Source organism: bacterium (assembly GCA_037143175.1).
Lineage (GTDB): Bacteria > Verrucomicrobiota > Kiritimatiellia > CAIKKV01 > CAITUY01 > JAABPW01.
The window spans coordinates 121,491-138,133 of the sequence record JBAWZF010000001.1; the positions used below are offsets into that span (position 1 = coordinate 121,491).

A 16,643-nucleotide genomic window follows, 5' to 3' on the forward strand; every position below is an offset into this window, starting at 1 on the left:
GATGGGTGGATGAGGGTTCTTCGGCATGAGAAATGACGTCATGGTCTTTACTCTCGACGAGCAGCGGATTGCACTCCCGCTTCCAGGGGTGGCTCAACTCATCCGTTCTGCAGTGGTTACACCCCTGCCTCAGGCGCCTGCCAATGTGTTGGGCGTGATCAGCGTACAGGGGGAAAGCGTCCCGGTTCTTAACCTGCGCCAGCTTCTCGGTTTGCCTGAACGTGGGATCGGGCCGGACGCTCAGTTCATCATTATGATAACTGGGCGGCGCCGTCTGGCTTTGGTGGTGGATGAGGTCAAGGGGGTTATGGACTTCCCCGAGCAGGACCTGACGGCGGCGGAGCCGATTCTGCCGGGGTTGGCGTTTGTGAAAGGGGCGGTCCGAACCCGCGATGGGACGATTCTGATCAAGAATCCTGATTTATTCCTTTCGTTTTCCGACGAACGACTGTCGGATGAGTCGATACCATCCCCGGTAAAAACCCCGGAACCGCCGACTCCGGCTCAGACGGGGTTTGACGTCATGGTCTTCACTCTGATGAATGAACATTACGGGATTGAAACGGCCCATGTGCGGGAAGTTTACCCGGCAATGGAAGTGACTCCCATTCCCTGTACCCCCCATTTTGTGGCCGGAGTGATCAATGTGCGGGGGGATATCATCGCGGTGATCAACCTTAAAACCTATTTTGAACTTCCAGTGTCTGAGTCTTCAAGTTCAGGCGAGGTCATCATTGTGGAGGCGGGTGACTCTCTCTTTGGCGTTTTGGCCGATAGCACCCTCGGCGTATCTTTCGTTTCTCTCGCCGATTTTCAGGCGCCGCTCCCCGACTTATCCGGTATTCGGGCGGAGTCCTTGAGGGGGGTTACCAAGGATCAGATGTTTCTTCTCGATATTCCCAGGATGTTGGCAGATAAGAAACTATGGGTACACGAGGAGGTTGCATTATGAACAATCAACGACAGAATCGGAATGGATCGGCCATGGGCGTTTGGTTGAAGGGGTTTATGTTGGGGCTGGCAGGGGTGGCGGTTCTGCTGGCAAGTCCTGTCTTGGCGGAAGAGACTGGAAAGGCGCAAACAGCGGGTTCGGGCCAGGAACCAAAAAAGTTGAAATATATGACGCTCGACGAATTGATGAAGGTGGAGGTTGCTACGGTTACCACCGCCTCCAAGAAGGAGGAAAAGGCCACCGAAGCTCCGGCCACCGTGATTGTGATCAGTGCCGCGGACATCAGGATGCGCGGCTATTCCACCCTGAAGGACGTGCTCCGCGACCTTCCCGGGATGGAAACCCGGGAATACTATTTTGCGGAAGACGGCACGGAGGTTTCCGTGCGCGGCATTGTCGGTAACAACAAGATTGTGGTGTTGGTCAATGGCATGCGTGTCAATCCTCCCGGTGGCGAGAATTTTCCGTTTCGCAGTGACTTCAGTGTGAGGAACGCGGAGCAGATCGAGGTGATCTATGGTGCGGGCTCGACGCTTTACGGCCGCGATGCGGTGTCTGCCGTCATCAATATCATCACGAAGAAACCCGTGGAAGGTGTCACCGGGGAAGCGGGAGTGGCTGGGGGGCTTCATAATGAACGCGAAGCCTGGGGTTCGTTTGGTGGCATTCTTGACAAGGCCGGGCTCGTCCGGCTGAGCGGCATGATCCAGCACCACGACTCCGACCTGACGCGGCTTGACAGGGAATATCCGGGCTGGTGGCAAACCTATCGTGATGTCGCCAAAGCGAAGGGCTCCGGCTTGACGCCCACGCGAAGCGACTACGGTTTGAGCACTTTCGTACGGCTTGAAGCCGCTGACTTTTCACTGCAAACCTGGTATCGGGATTCAAGGCGCAGCAGTTCAGACAGCATGGCTCCCGCGTTCGGGTTTATTCCGGAGGCGTTGTGGGAGGACTCCTCCTCCGTGACGGAGGCCAGATACCTGACCCGCTTTACCGACAAGGTGTGCCTGGACTCTGCCGTGACTTTCAACCGCTACGAGGTCGATCCGTCAACCCGTTATGTCTGGGAAAATCCAGTGGACACGAAGTCATGGTATTACAATGACTACAAGTATGCGCGCGGGATATCCTATTCTGCCGAAGAGACCCTCAAGGTGGAATTCTCCAGGGACGTTTCGGTGCTGGCTGGCGTCGATGCCGCCCACTACGATATCGTGCCGAAATGCACGGTACCCGGCGGGGCGCATGGCTCCATCGGGGACATCATGGAGGAAGGTGGGAGCTTTGAATATTACAGGGCGGACGGGAGTGGTCCCTATGGGATCCCCCGGGTCTATAATCAGAAGTATGAGATGTACGGGGCTTATCTGGAAGGTGACTGGAGGGTTCTGGAGCGGGTGAAGGTCCTAGGCGGCCTCCGTGTGGATAAAGACACGCGGATCGACGATCCGTCCCTCACTCCGCGTGCGGGCGCCCTTTGGAATGTGAGCGATGAGCTGACGGTAAAATACAACTACTCCACCGCCTACATTTCCCCGGCCGCGTATTTTGCAGACAACGTCTACATGAACAATTACCAGATCAGTACGGCAAACCCCGGCTTGGAGCCTGAAAAATCGAGGACCCATGAGGTTGACTTAAACTATGCTAAAAAGGACTTCCAGCTCGGGTTAGCCCTGTATCATGGCGACCAGGAAAACCTGATCCAGATTTCCGACCGGAATTTGCCGCTGAACGTCATTGAAACCGTTTATCTGGATTCAGCGCGCACCCAGCCAATAAACCTGATCCGGTCGGCCAATGGTGGCACAAGCTCCAATCAAGGGTTGGACTTATACGGCCGGGCGAACTTCGGGTCAGTCAGCCCCTGGTTCTCTTATTCCTACACGACTTTTGAAATGGAGACCGACGGTAAGATGACCGGTTTGCCTGGCATTTCGCATCATAACGGGCGTGTGGGGTTGACCTGGGCGGTTACGTCAAAACTGTTCGTCACGCCGAGCCTTGTGATCAGGTCTACTCCTGAAAACGTGCAGGCCGGGGCATTGGAACACGAACTGGAAACACCCTGGCAGGCAAACGTGTACGCGTTGTATCATCTCTCGAAGTCTTTGGATCTCTATGCGGATCTGCGTAATGTTACCGATCATCACTATGCCTTGAACGGGCTTTACGGCACGGCTGTTCCCCAGGAAACCTTGAGTGGCGTCATAGGAGTGAAAGCAACCTTCTGATTATGAATACACACATCCATCCCGAGATCATTCTGTCGCGGACCGCCGGAATCCGGCCCGGCCAGCGGATGGTTGCTGCTGTCCTGCTGGCGGTGATGGGCTGGTTTGGTCTTCCCGCATTTACTGTAACGGCTGCTTCTGAAGTATATAAGGAATACGAGGTCAAAGCCGTGTTTCTCTTTAACTTCGCCCAGTTCGTGGAATGGCCACAGGAGGCCTTTCAGGATGCCGCTACCCCCGTGTGCATCGGCGTGCTGGGGGATGATGCTTTTACCGACATTCTTGAAGGGATGGTAAAAGGGGAGACGGTCAAAGGGCGGTCCCTGGTGATCAAGAGGCTTCGTGATATGGCCGATGTCGCGACATGCCACGTGCTGTTCGTCAGCCGGTCAGAGGAATACCGGTTGTCAAAAATTTTCAGTCTTTTGAAAAATGCGGGTGTTTTAACCGTGGGGGAGTGCAAAGATTTTGCGATCCGGGAGGGAGTCATCAATTTCTTCCTTCAGGGGAATAAAATCCGGTTTGAAATCAATCCTGAGGCGGCGCGCAAGAAAGGACTCAAGATCAGTTCGCAGTTGTTGAGTCTCGCCAGAATTATTGAGATGGAACCCCCCAAGGAGAGGCGCTAAACACATGAACTGGTTCCGGAATCTATCAATCAAGGGTAAGTTGATCCTGGCCATGCTGTTGACCAGCACCACCATCCTGGTGCTGGCTTGCACGGCGTTTGTCGCCTACGAGATGAATACGTTTCAGCGTGGGTTGAATCTCGAGATGAACGTTCTCGCCGATGTGTTGAGCCGTAACAGTACCGCGGCCTTGCAATTCGACGACCCGGTCGCTGCTGAAGTCACCCTCCACGCCCTGCAGGCGGAGCCGCATGTGGTTGTTGCCTGCCTTTACAAGGGAAATGGTGGACGGTTTGCCTCCTATCACCGTAATGGTGACAAGGTGATGCCGCCCGAAAAAGCGGGTCCGGATGGATCCGTTTACCGCGCTGATCACCTGGAGATCATTCGGCCTGTCATGATGAATGACAAGCGGGTTGGATCTCTTTATCTCCGGGTGGATCTAGAGGGGATTCGTGAGCGTATTAACTTGTATGTCAGCATAGTTATCTTGGTGCTGATCAGCGCCTTTATCCTGACATTGGTCCTGGCGGCGGCGCTCCAGCGCGTGATTTCAAAGCCCATCCTGACCCTGGCGGACACCGCCAAGATCATTAAGGAACGGAAAGATTATTCCGTTCGCGTTGAGGTTTATGGACAGGACGAAATAGGCCAGCTTACAGATGCGTTCAACCAGATGCTGGGGGAAATTCAGGCGGGCCAGGAGACGATTCAGAAGGCGAACAAGTCGTTGCTGACTCAGGCCGGCCAGATCATGGATGGCGTCGGAATTTTGAGTTCATCCGCCAAATCGATCCTCGGGTTCAGCAGCCAGTTGGTGGCCAATGCCGCCGATACCGTCACATCCGTGGTCGAGACCACGACCACTGTGGACGAGGTGCGGCAGACCGTGAAGTTGACAACCAGGAAAGCAGGACAGGTGGCCGAAGGCTCGGCCAACGCGAACCAAATCTCGCAGGCAGGTAAGAAGGCGGCCGAGGAGGCTGCGGAGGGGATGCGCCGTATCCGCACGCAGATGGATGCGATTGCCACCAGCATGCTCCGCTTAAGCGAGCAGAGCCAGACCATTCAGCAGATCATTGCGACGGTCGAGGACTTGGCGGCCCAGTCCAACGTGCTGGCGGTGAACGCCTCTATCGAGGCGGCCAAGGCCGGTGAACAGGGAAAAGGATTTGCCGTTGTGGCCCAGGAGGTCAGAAGACTGGCGGAACAGTCCAAGCAGGCCACGTCTCAGGTCCGGACGATCCTGAAGGAGATTCAGGCCGCCACTTCGATTGCCGTGATGGCCACCGAACAGGGGACGCGTGTGGTGGAGACAGGAGTCAAACAGTATGCGGTGGCAGGAGAATCCATTCTTGCCCTGGCACGAAATGTCATGGAGGGAGCCCACGCGGTGACGCAGATTGCCGCGTCAAGCCAGCAGCAACTGGCGGGAATGGATCAGGTGGCATCGGCCATTCAGAGTATCAAGGTGGCGGCGGATCAGAATGCGGATAACGCGAGGGAGTTGGAAACCTCCGCCCAACACCTTAACGAACTGGGCCAGAAGTTGAGGGAACTCGTCGTGCATTATGAAGGGCAGGAGACCGCCACGTGAACATGGATTCGGATCAACTGGGTGCCGGGAAGTACACGACTTTTGTACGGGTGTCGGGTGGGGTTGTTTTGGCTTGGGCTTTTTTTGTTTGGATCGGGTGGCGTTTTGATTATCCGGGCCTGACAAGCGTCTTGCCCGGTTGCAAAGCCATGAGCCCCCTGTCGGCGGTTGCGTTCTTTTTTGCGGGGAGTGGGCTGTTTTTGTGGAATGTCGCCTGTCCGGCCCGAAAACGGGTGCATCAGGTCGCCATCGGCCTGGGGGCGGCAGTGGTGCTGATCGGACTGTTCCGCCTGCTGGAAATTGTGTTCGATAAGGAATGGGGTTTTAATGCCCTGTTTCCCCTGCAGGTGACCCACATGGCTCCCCCTACGGCGGTTGCGTTCATCCTGCTCGGGTTCGCCTTGTGCAGCATGGGGGTTGGAACATGGCGTGGCATCAGTCTGGTCGAATGTTTCGTCCTGGTGCCGATTTTAATCGCGTTGCTGGTTTTGGTGGGGTACGGGTATCGGATACAACCCTTGTATTCCGTCAGTTCAGCAGTACCCGTCTCCTTCCCTTCGGCGCTGCTGATCATGATCCTTTCAGCGGGCATTCTCTATTCCTGTCCGGATCGGGGCCTGATGGGGCTGGTGACCCTCAAAACGGCGGCAGGGCGTATGGTGCGCCACTTGATGACGGGTAGCATGGTTCTTTTGTTCACCTTGGGCTGGCTTCGTCTGGAGGGGGAACGCTCGGGTCTATACAGTTCGGATATTGGATTTGCCCTGTTCATGATGTCGAATATCGTGCTTTTGGGAATGCTCATTTTCCGGAATGCCAGTCAGCTTCGCCGGGCGGAAATTCTGCATGAAGTGGAAGATGACACCCTGCGCAGGGAACACAAGGAATTGGAGGGCCATGCCGAGGAACGGACGCAGGATCTGGCACGGGTGGTGGCCGAACTGAGCAATGGTATTGCTATGCTCTTGGACGTAGCTCGTGATGTCATGACCGTCAGCAACCAGATGAGTACGGGGGCCGCCGAGACGGCCACGTCTGTGGCACAGACCGCCACCACTTTTGAAGAGGTCCGCCAGACCGTGCGAATGACCACCCATGATGCGGGACAGGTTGCCTCGAGTGCCTTGCAGGCGGCCCAGTTTTCCCAGGAGGGGAGGAAATCCACTGAGGAGGCGATTGCCACCATGCAGCGCATACGGGACGAAATGGATGCCATTGCCGATAGTATGATGCGGCTGAATGACCAGACTCAGTCCATTGGTCAGATTATCGACGCCGTGAATGCCCTCGCTGCGCAATCCAACCTCCTGGCTGTCAATGCCGCCATCGAGGCGTCGAAGGCAGGGGAACGAGGCAAGGGATTTTCTATTGTTGCTCAGGAGGTGAGGAACCTGGCGGATCAGTCCCGGCGGGCGACGCACCAGATCGGGATGATTCTGAATGACATCCAGAAGGCAACCCACCTGTCAGTCACGGCGATCGAGAACGGTCGTAAGGCGGTGGAAAGGGGTGTGTCTCAATCTGTGCAGACCGGCCATTCCATTGAGACGCTTGCCGCCAGCGTGAACTCCGCGGCGGAGGCGGCATCCCATATCGCGAATGCCAATCAGCAGCAGCTCTATGGGGTGGATCAGGTATCGGTTTCCATGACGAACATCAGGGAGGCGACGACCAACAGCCTTTCCTGTTCCCGGCAGATGGAAGTCGCCGCACAGCATTTGAAGGAACTGGGACAGAAACTTGAGCAAGTGGTTGTCCAATACAAGGTCCCGTAAAAATGAACAGGCAGGAGGAAGAACTGTTGACGGCACTGAGGGCGGAATTCGCCGTCGAGGCCGTAGAGTATCTCCGCGCGATCACGGATGAACTCCTGGAATTGGAAAAGGGGCTGAATCCCGACCGTCAGACCGTGGTGGTGGATAGCATCTGTCGGCAGATCCACAGCCTGAAAGGGGAGTCCCGTGCGGTTAATTTTCAGGACATTGAGACCATTTGCCATGCCCTGGAAAGTGTTTTGCTACCCTGGAAACCGCGTGGGTCTACGCCTCCACCGGGCGCCTTTGATACGCTGCACGAGGCACTGGATTCGATTCGGGCGATGCTTGCAACAGAAGGGGCGATGGGGCGACGTCAGCGTGATGAGGTGGTGGCCAAACTCGCGCTGTTCGTGCCAGCACCTGTGGCTGTTCCCGCCCCCCCGCCGCGGCCTGAACCTGTCCACCCTGAAACAGAAGAGGTTAAACTGCCGTCGGCGGAGGGAGGGGAAACGCGGCCTGAAGAAACCGTGCGGATGCCGGTGGCGCGGCTCGAGACGCTCCTGCTGCAATTGGAGGAGATGCTGGAGGTGAAGCTCACCCTGAATCAGCGGGCTGATGCCCTGCGGGCGGCGGTGGCCCTGGTTGAACAGGGAAAACGACAGGCGGTGAAAATTAACACTGAAGTCCGGTTGCTGGCAGGGGCTCAGGCCTGCCTGCCAACCCTCTTGGACGAGTTGCTGGAACGTCATAAAACCACGGTCAGCACACTCGGGGATGCCCTTGCCAGCCTCGCGAGGGGGGCAGATCAGGATGCCCATACGGTGAGCCTCCTGGTTGATAACCTTCTTGGCCAATCCAAGCGACTCCTGATGCTGCCTTTCAATACCCTGTTGGGGATTCTTCCAAAACTGGTAAGGGATCTCTGTCGTGATCAGGGCAAGGATGCGGAGATCGTCATCCGGGGGGGGGATATTGAGATCGACAAGCGAATCCTCCAGGAGTTGAAAGACGCCGTTATACACCTGACCCGCAACTGTGTGGACCACGGGATCGAGACGGTGGCGGTGCGGGAGCAGAAAAACAAGCCGGGTCGAGGAACCATTACCGTGGAGATCCTGCCGTTAGATGCCGGTAAGGTGGAACTGGTGATTCGGGATGATGGGGCAGGAATTGATGTCGAGGCGGTGAAAAAAGTAGCCATCAAACTGGGCGTGATTTCGGCCGCTAGCGCGGCGCACCTGTCCCGGGACATGGCGTTAGATCTGATATTCCGGTCTTCTGTTTCTACCAGCAAGGCTGTGACCGCTGTCTCGGGACGCGGGCTGGGGATGGCGATCGTGAAGGATCGGGTGGAAACGCTCGGTGGCCGGATAACGGTGGAAACCAGCCCGACTATGGGGAGCACATTCAGGATCACGCTGCCCCTTACCTTGACCACATTTCGCGGTACCTTTGTGGACGCCGCTGGCCAGTGGTTCATTCTGCCTTCGGCCAGCGTGGATCGGGTCGCCCGGGTTCGGCGGAACCAGATCACGATAGTGGACAGCCGGGAAGTGCTCTCTCTGGACGGTCACACCCTTGCGTTCGTGGAGCTGGCGGATGTGCTGGGGTTACCTTCGTTGGGCAGGTCGCCAATGTATAAACCACTGGTCTCGATAGGGATTGTGGGTGTCGGGGATAAGCGAATCGCCCTTGGGTTTGATGAAGTTCTGACTGAGCAGGAAGTGCTGGTGAAGTCATTTATGAAGCCTCTTTCCCGGGTTCGCAATGTGGCTGGCGCAACGGTGCTTGCCTCGGGCCGTGTGGTGCCGATCCTCAATGTGGCTGACCTGCTAAAGTCAGCTGCCGTCCTTTCCAGTGCCCCCGCCCCCACCGCCCTGGAGCGGCAAAAGTCCCTCCTTTTGGTTGAGGATTCCATCATCTCGCGGGTGTTGTTCAAGTCCATTCTGGAGTCTGCCGGGTATGTGGTGAAAACCGCAGTCGACGGGGAGGGGGCGTGGGAGGTGATGAAGAAAGAAAATTTTGATGCCGTGGTTTCTGATATTGACATGCCAAGGCTGAACGGGCTTGAGCTCACCTCCCGGATCCGGCATGATAAACGCTTCGGTGATACACCCGTAATCTTGGTTACCGGGCTGTCGTCGCCGGAAGACCGTGTTCGCGGGTTAGAGGTGGGCGCTAACGCGTATATTGCCAAAAGCAGCTTCGAACAGAGCGACCTCCTTGAGGCGCTCAGGAGGGTGGTGTGAACCATGGATTCGCAGATGATCAAAATTCTAATTGTGGATGATTCTCCCATCTTCCAGAAGCTCTATACGCTACTGTTCCGGGCTGATCCCGAACTCCGGGTCATAGGAATCGTCAACGATGGCGCGGAGGCGCTTGCGTTCGTCGCGAATCAAAGGCCGGATGTGATTTTGATGGACCTCCAGATGCCCGTGATGAACGGGTATGAGGCAACGCGGCGCATTATGGAAACGGATCCCATCCCGATTGTCATCTGTAGCGCCAGTTCCCAGCACGATGATGTCAACAAGACGTTTCAGGCGGTGGAAGCTGGGGCCGTGGCATTTCTTAACAAGCCAGCCGGTCCGGGGCATCCGGATTTTCAGAGCTCCGTGGCCAATATGATACAGACCATCAAGCTGATGGCGGAGATCAAACAGGTGAAACGGATGCGGCGTCCGGCACAGGCGAGGGAGGAAGGCACCCGGCTGATGCCCGGTGCGATGTCGTTTGCCAACGCTCCCCGCGTGGTTGCCATCGGTGCCTCGACCGGGGGACCACTGGTGCTGCAAACGATCCTTGGGTTTTTGCCGAGGAATTATCCTGTGCCCCTGTTGATTGTTCAACACATTGCCGAGGGCTTTGTAAAAGGTTTTGCGGAGTGGTTGGGCAGTACCACGGGTTTTCCAATCCACATTGCAGAACATAATGTCCGGGCATTGCCCGGGCATGTCTACCTTGCTCCAGACAATCTCCATCTGGGGATGTCGGCGGGTGGGACCCTGGTGTTGAGTGGGGATGCCCCAGAGAATGGCCTTCGTCCGGCGGTATCTTACCTGTTCCGGTCCGTGGCCCTGACCTTCGGCCCTTCTGCCGTGGGCGTTTTACTGACTGGTATGGGAAAGGATGGTGCCCAGGACTTGAAGCAACTGAAGGAGAGGGGTGGGATCACCATCGCTCAGGACAAGGAGAGTTCACTGATCCATGGGATGCCGGGTGAGGCTATTCGTCTGGAGGCAGCGCTTCATGTGCTCCCGCCGGAAAAAATTTCCGCCCTGTTGGTGCAATTGGTGAACTCGAGAGGAGTGCTGCCATGAACACACCGCTCAAAGCTCTCATCATTGAGGATTCTGAAAGTGATGCGCTTCTGTTACTTGCGTATTTGCGGCATGGGGGATATGAGCCTCAGTTTCGCCGGGTTGATAACGCGGCGGACCTTGCAGATGCCCTCAATCAGCAGACCTGGGATATTGTTTTCTCCGACCATAATATGCCGGGATTCAGCTCCACGGCGGCCCTTGCAATGGTCAGGGCCGTCAATGTGGACATTCCTTTTCTGATCGTGTCGGGGAGCATCGGTGAGGAAGTGGCTGTGGCTGCGATGAGGGCTGGCGCTCAGGATTACCTGACCAAAGGACATCTGGCGCGCCTGGTTGCGGCGGTGGATCGGGAGCTGAAGGATGCGGAAGACCGGCAGGGCCGCCGGGCGGCGGAACGTTGTTTACTGGTTCGGGAGGAGGAACTTCGCATTGCGAAAGAGATCCAGCAACAGCTCTTTCCCGCCATCTCCCCGGCGTATGCGGGCTATGATATGGCGGGGGCATCATGTTCTGCCGAAGCCACGGGTGGTGATTATTTCGATTTTATTGCCGGTCCACACGGGGAGATTTTTGTCGTGGTGGGGGATGTTACCGGGCATGGCCTCGGACCCGCCCTGCTGATGACGGATGTCCGGGCTTATTTGAGGGCATTGGTTCTCTCGAACCGGAGCCTCGAGGACATTATGGTTCAGGCAAGACATCTCCTGGTGGAAGACCTTGGCAGTGACCGGTTCATCACGCTGCTCTTTGCCCAACTTAGTCCCCAAACCGGTGCGTTGGATCACATTAATGCCGGTCACCCGACCGGCTATGTGATTGCGCATGAGGGCCATGTCCGTGAAGAATTGGTGGCGACGGCGCCAGCATTGGGCATTGATGCGGAGAACGAACGCTTGGTTTCCGCCCGGGTCTTGCTACAAAAAGGGGATCTGGTGTTTCTCCTCACCGATGGGATATTGGAATCGACGTCTCCTACCGGTGAAGAATTCGGAGTGTCTCGCGCACTGGAGCTGGTCAAAGGGGCTCGACACCTTCCCTCCGCGCAGATCATTCAACTGCTGTTTGATGAAGTTCGACGTTTCAGCGGCGCCGATACCCTTCAGGATGACATTACGGCGGTGGTGATCAAATGCCAGAATGAGAACCATTGCATCCCGGCATAAACTTGGGTTTCCGGCCTCTGGCCGAATCGAGCTTTTCACCATCTGATGATTTTTTCTCCCCGCAACATTCTATTTTCTTTGCGGGCCGCGGTATGCAATAGTTCCGGCTCTTTGTTGGTATGAAATGGACGGACGGAGGTCGATTGGATGAAACGGATATTTCTAGCACTCGTGGTACTGGCTCTGGCGCCTGTTATAAAAGGGGGGACTGTCACCCTTGATGGCGTGGCAGCCTATGTGAACGATACCGTCGTAACGGTGGGGGAGGTCAATGAGGCCATTGCCCCGTCTTTGCCTCAGTGGCGTCAGGTTTATGAGGGCGCCGAACTGACGGCGAAAATCAAGGAGGCTTTTGACGAAGCGTGTGACGACCTGATCAACGCTAAATTAATCCTGAAATCTTATGATGCTGACACTAAAATTAACAAAGACGGTGTCGATAAATATGTCGAAAAAAAGGTGAGTGATTTCATCCAGGATCGTTTCGGCGGGGATCGACAGGAATTTCTCAAGGCGCTTCGTGATGAAAAACTTTCCATGGAAGAGTGGCGTCGCCGGATGCGGGAGCGGGTGATCGTTGGCATGATGCGGGGGCGTGAAGTGGAATCCAAGGTGGTGATTTCGCCCAGGGAGGTCCGGGAGATATATGCCGCGAATCCCGTGAAGTTTCATCAGGAAGAACAGTTGAAACTCCGGGTCATCCTGATCCATGGGTCCACCAACACGGCAGATTTGGCTGTCCGTGAGGCGTCCGTGTCTACGGCGTTAACGCAGCTGAAGTCCGGGATCGATTTTGCCGACATGGCCAAGAAGCTATCTGAGGATGGTAAGGCGCAACAAGGTGGGGATTGGGGTTGGGTTGAAACAAAAGATCTTCGCCCTGAATTGACCGCTTCGCTGTCCAAGCTCGCCACAAACACGATTAGCGGCATCATTCGTATGGATGGCGATTTCTATCTGGTTAAGGTGGAGGATCGGCATCCGTCGGGAACCTTGCCCTTTGAAGTGGTAAGGGCTTCTATTGAGAAGGACTTGCGCCGGAAAGAAATCCGGAATCTTACCTCGGTGTGGATCGCACGGTTAAGAAAAGATGCCTATATCAAGCTTGTTGAACCGGGCCCTTGATGGGTTTTGATCGGAGTCCATGGTGAATCTTACAAGCCCTTCTCAAGTTCTGGCATTGCTCCATCTTCGTGGACTCACCCCGAATACCCTGCTGGGGCAGAATTTCCTGATTGATGCCAACATCCGTGACATCATCCTCAATACGGCCGATCCCCAGCCTGATGACGTGGTGTTGGAAGTGGGGCCCGGACTTGGTGTGCTGACGGAGATTCTGGCCCAAAAGGCTGGTCGGGTGATTGCCGTGGAAAAGGATCGTGGGTTCCATGAATATCTCCGGGAGCAGTTTCATGATCACCCCTCCCTGTCCCTGATTCTCGGTGATGCGTTAGATCTGGATGCAGATTTCTTTGAACGGGAAAAGATCACCCGGTTAGTTTCAAATCTCCCGTATTCCGTGGGAAGCCGGATTCTGATGAATGTGTTTACTCTGCCGCATCCTCCCGCCAGGGTGACCGTGACCCTTCAACTGGAAGTGGCGGAACGTCTAGCGGCGGCTATTGGTGCGGAGGCGCGCGGGTTGATGGGGGTCTGGGCACAACGGGTGTACCACGTTGAAATCGTCAAGGTGATCAGTCCCTCCTGTTTTTGTCCGCGGCCGAAGGTGAAGTCGGCAGTGGTGCTGTTGAAACGGCTTCCGGAGGACGTGCTGAACACCGGCGATCGTAAAATGTTTGCCCGACTGACAAAGGAGTCCTTTGTCTTCCGGCGAAAGCAGTTGGCGACGATCCTTTCGCGTGTGGCTCCGAAATTGGGATTTGAACTGGATCACGCCCTGACGGTGTTGGAGACGATGGGGGTAGATCCCCGGATCCGCCCTGAGATGTTGGCTGTGAGCCAGTGGCAGCAACTGGCAGATGGAGTGGGGCAGAAAGGGGTATCATGAGTGGTGAAACATTGACGCCAATGATGTCGCAGTATCGGCAGATTCGAAACAAGCTGCCTGCGGATACGATTCTTTTTTTCCGGCTTGGCGATTTTTATGAAATGTTTTTTGAGGATGCCAAGGAGGCCGCACAGATTTTGGATATCACCCTGACGCGACGCCAGAGCATTCCCATGTGCGGAATTCCTTTCCATGCGGTTGACGGGTATCTGGCCAAGTTGATCCGGGCTGGAAAGAAAGTGGCCATTTGTGAACAGGTTGAAGATCCCGCCATGACCAAAGGCATTGTCCGGAGAGAAGTCACGGGCATCGTGACTCCCGGGACTGTGATGCAGGATGCGATTCTGACTTCGGTTCAGAATAACTATCTTGGAGGATTTTGCCGAAGCGGGGATGTGTTTGGCCTGGCCTTACTGGACATTTCCACGGGTGCCTTCTGGGTGGAAGAATCTTCCGATGCCGGCATTCTGGTGGATACACTGAAACAATTCGGTCCGCGTGAATGTGTGTTTCCGGCTGAGCAGATGTCTGATCCGGTGATGAAAGCCCTGATTGCCTCGCTCGACAGGATTGTCATTACCAGCAGTGAAGACTGGGTATTCCGTTACGATGTGGCGCGCGATCGGTTGATCCGCCATTTTGCGGTTCATTCGCTGGATGGGTTTGGCTGTGAGCAAATGTCTGCGGCCGTCGGGGCCGCCGGGGGCGTGTTGTACTACGTTCAAGATGAGCTGAAGCGAGATCTCAAGCATGTCCGTTCTCTGCGGGTGAGTAATCCAGCTGAATTCATGATGATTGACCAGGCGACCTGTATGAATCTGGATTTGGTGCCGCGCCGGAATGAGGAACGGCGTGACTCGGTGACGTTGTTGGGGACGCTGGATCAAACCAAAACGCCAATGGGAGCCCGGTTGATGCGCGAATGGATTCTGCGGCCTTTGGCCGATGTGAAGGGCATTGAGCGCCGTCTCGATGCCGTTGAGGCCTTGATGCGGGATCGGACGTTGTTGCATGATATTCGTGAGCGATTTACGGGAATCCGCGACTTGGAACGATTGGTGGCGCGCTTGAGCGCGGGAAGCGGGAATGGCCGTGATTTGAAGGGGATGGGATCCTCCCTGTCCGCCTTGCCGGAGCTGCGGAATTTGGTGGTGGATCACCCGGTGGTGCTATTGAAGCAGTTGGGTGGTGAGATGCGCCTGTTGCCGGAACTTGCGGCGCTGATCGAGCAGGCGATTGAAGATGAACCCCCAATCACCTTGAAAGAGGGGGGCATCATCCGCAAGGGCTTCAGCCCTGAGTTGGATGAGCTTCGCGTGGCGGCCAGCGAAGGCCGGCAGTGGTTGGCGGAGTTTCAGACCCGTGAACAGGCCCGGACTGGGATCAAAACGCTGAAGGTCCGCTTCAATAAGGTATTTGGCTATTACATTGAGATTTCCAAGGGACAACTGGCGAACGCGCCGGATGATTATATTCGCAAGCAGACGCTCGTGAATGGGGAGCGATTTGTAACCCCGGAACTCAAGGAGTATGAACGCAAGATCACCGGAGCACAGGAACGTGCCGAAGCCCTGGAATATGAGTTATTTGTGGAGATTCGAGACAAAGTGGTGGAGCAGACCGCTGCGATTCAGCAGACTGCCACCGCCCTCGCTCAAACCGATGTCCTGTCCGCCTTGGCGGAACGCGCGGTCATGGGGCGCTATGTGCGGCCTCGCATTTCAGCGGATGATCAAGTCTCTATCAAGGATGGCCGTCACCCGGTGATTGAAGGGATGTCGGGAGCGGAGCGCTTTGTTCCCAACGATACTCTGCTGAATGGGACCGATTCGCAGCTGATTGTGCTGACCGGGCCCAATATGGCCGGAAAGTCCACCTACATCCGGCAGGTGGCACTGATTGTGATTATGGCCCAGATGGGGTCCTTTGTGCCGGCTTCTTCCGCTGAGATTGGCGTGGTGGATCAGGTGTTCACCCGGGTTGGCGCAAGCGACGATATTGCGCGAGGGCGCAGTACCTTCATGGTCGAGATGCAGGAAACAGCCAACATTCTCAATAATGCCACCTCGCGGAGCTTGATTATCCTGGATGAAATCGGACGCGGAACCAGCACCTTTGATGGGATCAGTATCGCCTGGGCGGTGGCGGAATACCTGCACAATAATCCCAAGGCGAAGGCGAAGACGCTTTTTGCAACCCATTATCACGAGCTGACGGATTTGGCGCTGACCATGAACGGAGTCAGGAATTACAATGTGGTGGTGCGTGAGCGGAATGACCAGATTGTGTTCCTGCGCAAGATTGTGCCGGGCGCTGCCGATAAGAGCTATGGGATTCAGGTCGCCCGCTTGGCCGGTTTGCCCGGTGAAGTGATTGACCGCGCTAAAGAAATTCTTGCGAACCTGGAAGAGGGTGAATTCAGCGATGCCGGCCAACCCAAATTAGCCCGCCAGAAACGCAAACCCCGTGACTCCGCCCAGATGTCATTGTTCGGGTAAATATCTCAGTAATAACCAGTAATCCCACATGAATTCAGATGTTACGGAGGCAGATGATGCAGTTTTCACAGCATGATACCAATATCAGCACGATGTAATCCGGGATGATGCCGCCTTCGACCCCACCTTCACTGTTGGGTGTCCGGTGACGATCAGCGATTTCGGCATTCCTTTCAAACAATCTCTCAGTGACCAGTCGGGTGGCGCCTACCATGATGAGCCTGGCGCCCTGGAGTGCTCAGGCGCGGTGTGCGGAATTGTTCGGGCGCCATTACGTCTATTGTCGCAAGCCCAAGCCAACTCCGGTCTGCATGGGTTTCAACGAGGCGGACATCCGCCTTGAGTTTCAGGAAACGCTCAAGTATGCCGGTGCCCTGAATACGGTCATGATTCTGAAGGATACCCATACTGTTGAAAATGAGCCCCAGCGATTTGCCCGCTGGGTTCAGGTGGGGCGTGATGAGTTCAGCTCCTAA

At 55.9% G+C, this 16,643-nt stretch carries 12 protein-coding genes; all 12 read left to right on the top strand.

The window, feature by feature from the left end:
* The first annotated feature begins 25 nt into the window (after positions 1–25).
* Positions 26–952 (top strand): chemotaxis protein CheW, encoded by a 927-nt coding sequence (locus WCI03_00525; GenBank protein MEI8138330.1) that lies wholly within the window; start codon positions 26–28, stop codon positions 950–952.
* Positions 949–3,189, top strand: coding sequence for a TonB-dependent receptor (locus tag WCI03_00530; GenBank protein MEI8138331.1), 2,241 nt, complete (start codon positions 949–951; stop codon positions 3,187–3,189). The genes WCI03_00525 and WCI03_00530 overlap by 4 nt, the downstream gene beginning before the upstream one ends.
* A 2-nt stretch (positions 3,190–3,191) precedes the next feature.
* Positions 3,192–3,818, top strand: coding sequence for a YfiR family protein (locus WCI03_00535; protein MEI8138332.1), 627 nt, complete (start codon positions 3,192–3,194; stop codon positions 3,816–3,818).
* Between the two features lie 4 nt (positions 3,819–3,822).
* Complete coding sequence (locus tag WCI03_00540; protein ID MEI8138333.1) at positions 3,823–5,415, top strand: methyl-accepting chemotaxis protein; 1,593 nt, start codon at positions 3,823–3,825, stop codon at positions 5,413–5,415.
* A 2-nt stretch (positions 5,416–5,417) separates the two neighbouring features.
* On the top strand, positions 5,418–7,190 hold the full coding sequence (locus tag WCI03_00545) for a methyl-accepting chemotaxis protein (protein ID MEI8138334.1): 1,773 nt from the start codon (positions 5,418–5,420) through the stop codon (positions 7,188–7,190).
* 2 nt (positions 7,191–7,192) lie between these two features.
* The gene (locus WCI03_00550) at positions 7,193–9,421 is read left to right on the top strand and encodes a response regulator (GenBank protein MEI8138335.1); all 2,229 of its coding nucleotides are present in this window, start codon (positions 7,193–7,195) and stop codon (positions 9,419–9,421) included.
* A gap of 15 nt (positions 9,422–9,436) precedes the next feature.
* Complete coding sequence (gene cheB / locus WCI03_00555) at positions 9,437–10,495, top strand: chemotaxis-specific protein-glutamate methyltransferase CheB (GenBank protein MEI8138336.1); 1,059 nt, start codon at positions 9,437–9,439, stop codon at positions 10,493–10,495.
* A complete protein-coding gene (locus WCI03_00560; protein ID MEI8138337.1) occupies positions 10,492–11,661 on the top strand; it encodes a fused response regulator/phosphatase in 1,170 nt (389 codons plus the stop codon). The genes cheB and WCI03_00560 overlap by 4 nt, the downstream gene beginning before the upstream one ends.
* 147 nt (positions 11,662–11,808) lie before the next feature.
* Positions 11,809–12,786, top strand: a complete 978-nt coding sequence (locus tag WCI03_00565) for a peptidyl-prolyl cis-trans isomerase (GenBank protein MEI8138338.1) — start codon at positions 11,809–11,811, stop codon at positions 12,784–12,786.
* A gap of 19 nt (positions 12,787–12,805) precedes the next feature.
* Positions 12,806–13,669: a 16S rRNA (adenine(1518)-N(6)/adenine(1519)-N(6))-dimethyltransferase RsmA gene (gene rsmA, locus WCI03_00570; protein MEI8138339.1), complete on the top strand. Its 864-nt coding sequence runs from the start codon at positions 12,806–12,808 to the stop codon at positions 13,667–13,669.
* Positions 13,666–16,167 carry a DNA mismatch repair protein MutS gene (mutS, locus tag WCI03_00575; GenBank protein ID MEI8138340.1) on the top strand — a complete coding sequence of 834 codons (2,502 nt, stop codon included), beginning with the start codon at positions 13,666–13,668 and terminating at the stop codon, positions 16,165–16,167. Before rsmA ends, mutS begins: the two co-directional genes overlap by 4 nt.
* A gap of 212 nt (positions 16,168–16,379) precedes the next feature.
* Positions 16,380–16,643, top strand: a complete 264-nt coding sequence (locus WCI03_00580; protein ID MEI8138341.1) for a hypothetical protein — start codon at positions 16,380–16,382, stop codon at positions 16,641–16,643.

Bases quoted from the DNA above. Each gene is read 5' to 3' on its own strand.
- cheB (MEI8138336.1), top strand. From the start codon at position 9,437: ATGATCAAAATTCTAATTGTGGATGATTCTCCCATCTTCCAGAAGCTC.
- WCI03_00580 (MEI8138341.1), top strand. From the start codon at position 16,380: ATGATGAGCCTGGCGCCCTGGAGTGCTCAGGCGCGGTGTGCGGAATTG.
- WCI03_00540 (MEI8138333.1), top strand. From the start codon at position 3,823: ATGAACTGGTTCCGGAATCTATCAATCAAGGGTAAGTTGATCCTGGCC.
- WCI03_00525 (MEI8138330.1), top strand. From the start codon at position 26: ATGAGAAATGACGTCATGGTCTTTACTCTCGACGAGCAGCGGATTGCA.
- WCI03_00560 (MEI8138337.1), top strand. From the start codon at position 10,492: ATGAACACACCGCTCAAAGCTCTCATCATTGAGGATTCTGAAAGTGAT.
- WCI03_00545 (MEI8138334.1), top strand. From the start codon at position 5,418: ATGGATTCGGATCAACTGGGTGCCGGGAAGTACACGACTTTTGTACGG.
- WCI03_00530 (MEI8138331.1), top strand. From the start codon at position 949: ATGAACAATCAACGACAGAATCGGAATGGATCGGCCATGGGCGTTTGG.
- WCI03_00550 (MEI8138335.1), top strand. From the start codon at position 7,193: ATGAACAGGCAGGAGGAAGAACTGTTGACGGCACTGAGGGCGGAATTC.
- WCI03_00565 (MEI8138338.1), top strand. From the start codon at position 11,809: ATGAAACGGATATTTCTAGCACTCGTGGTACTGGCTCTGGCGCCTGTT.
- mutS (MEI8138340.1), top strand. From the start codon at position 13,666: ATGAGTGGTGAAACATTGACGCCAATGATGTCGCAGTATCGGCAGATT.
- rsmA (MEI8138339.1), top strand. From the start codon at position 12,806: ATGGTGAATCTTACAAGCCCTTCTCAAGTTCTGGCATTGCTCCATCTT.
- WCI03_00535 (MEI8138332.1), top strand. From the start codon at position 3,192: ATGAATACACACATCCATCCCGAGATCATTCTGTCGCGGACCGCCGGA.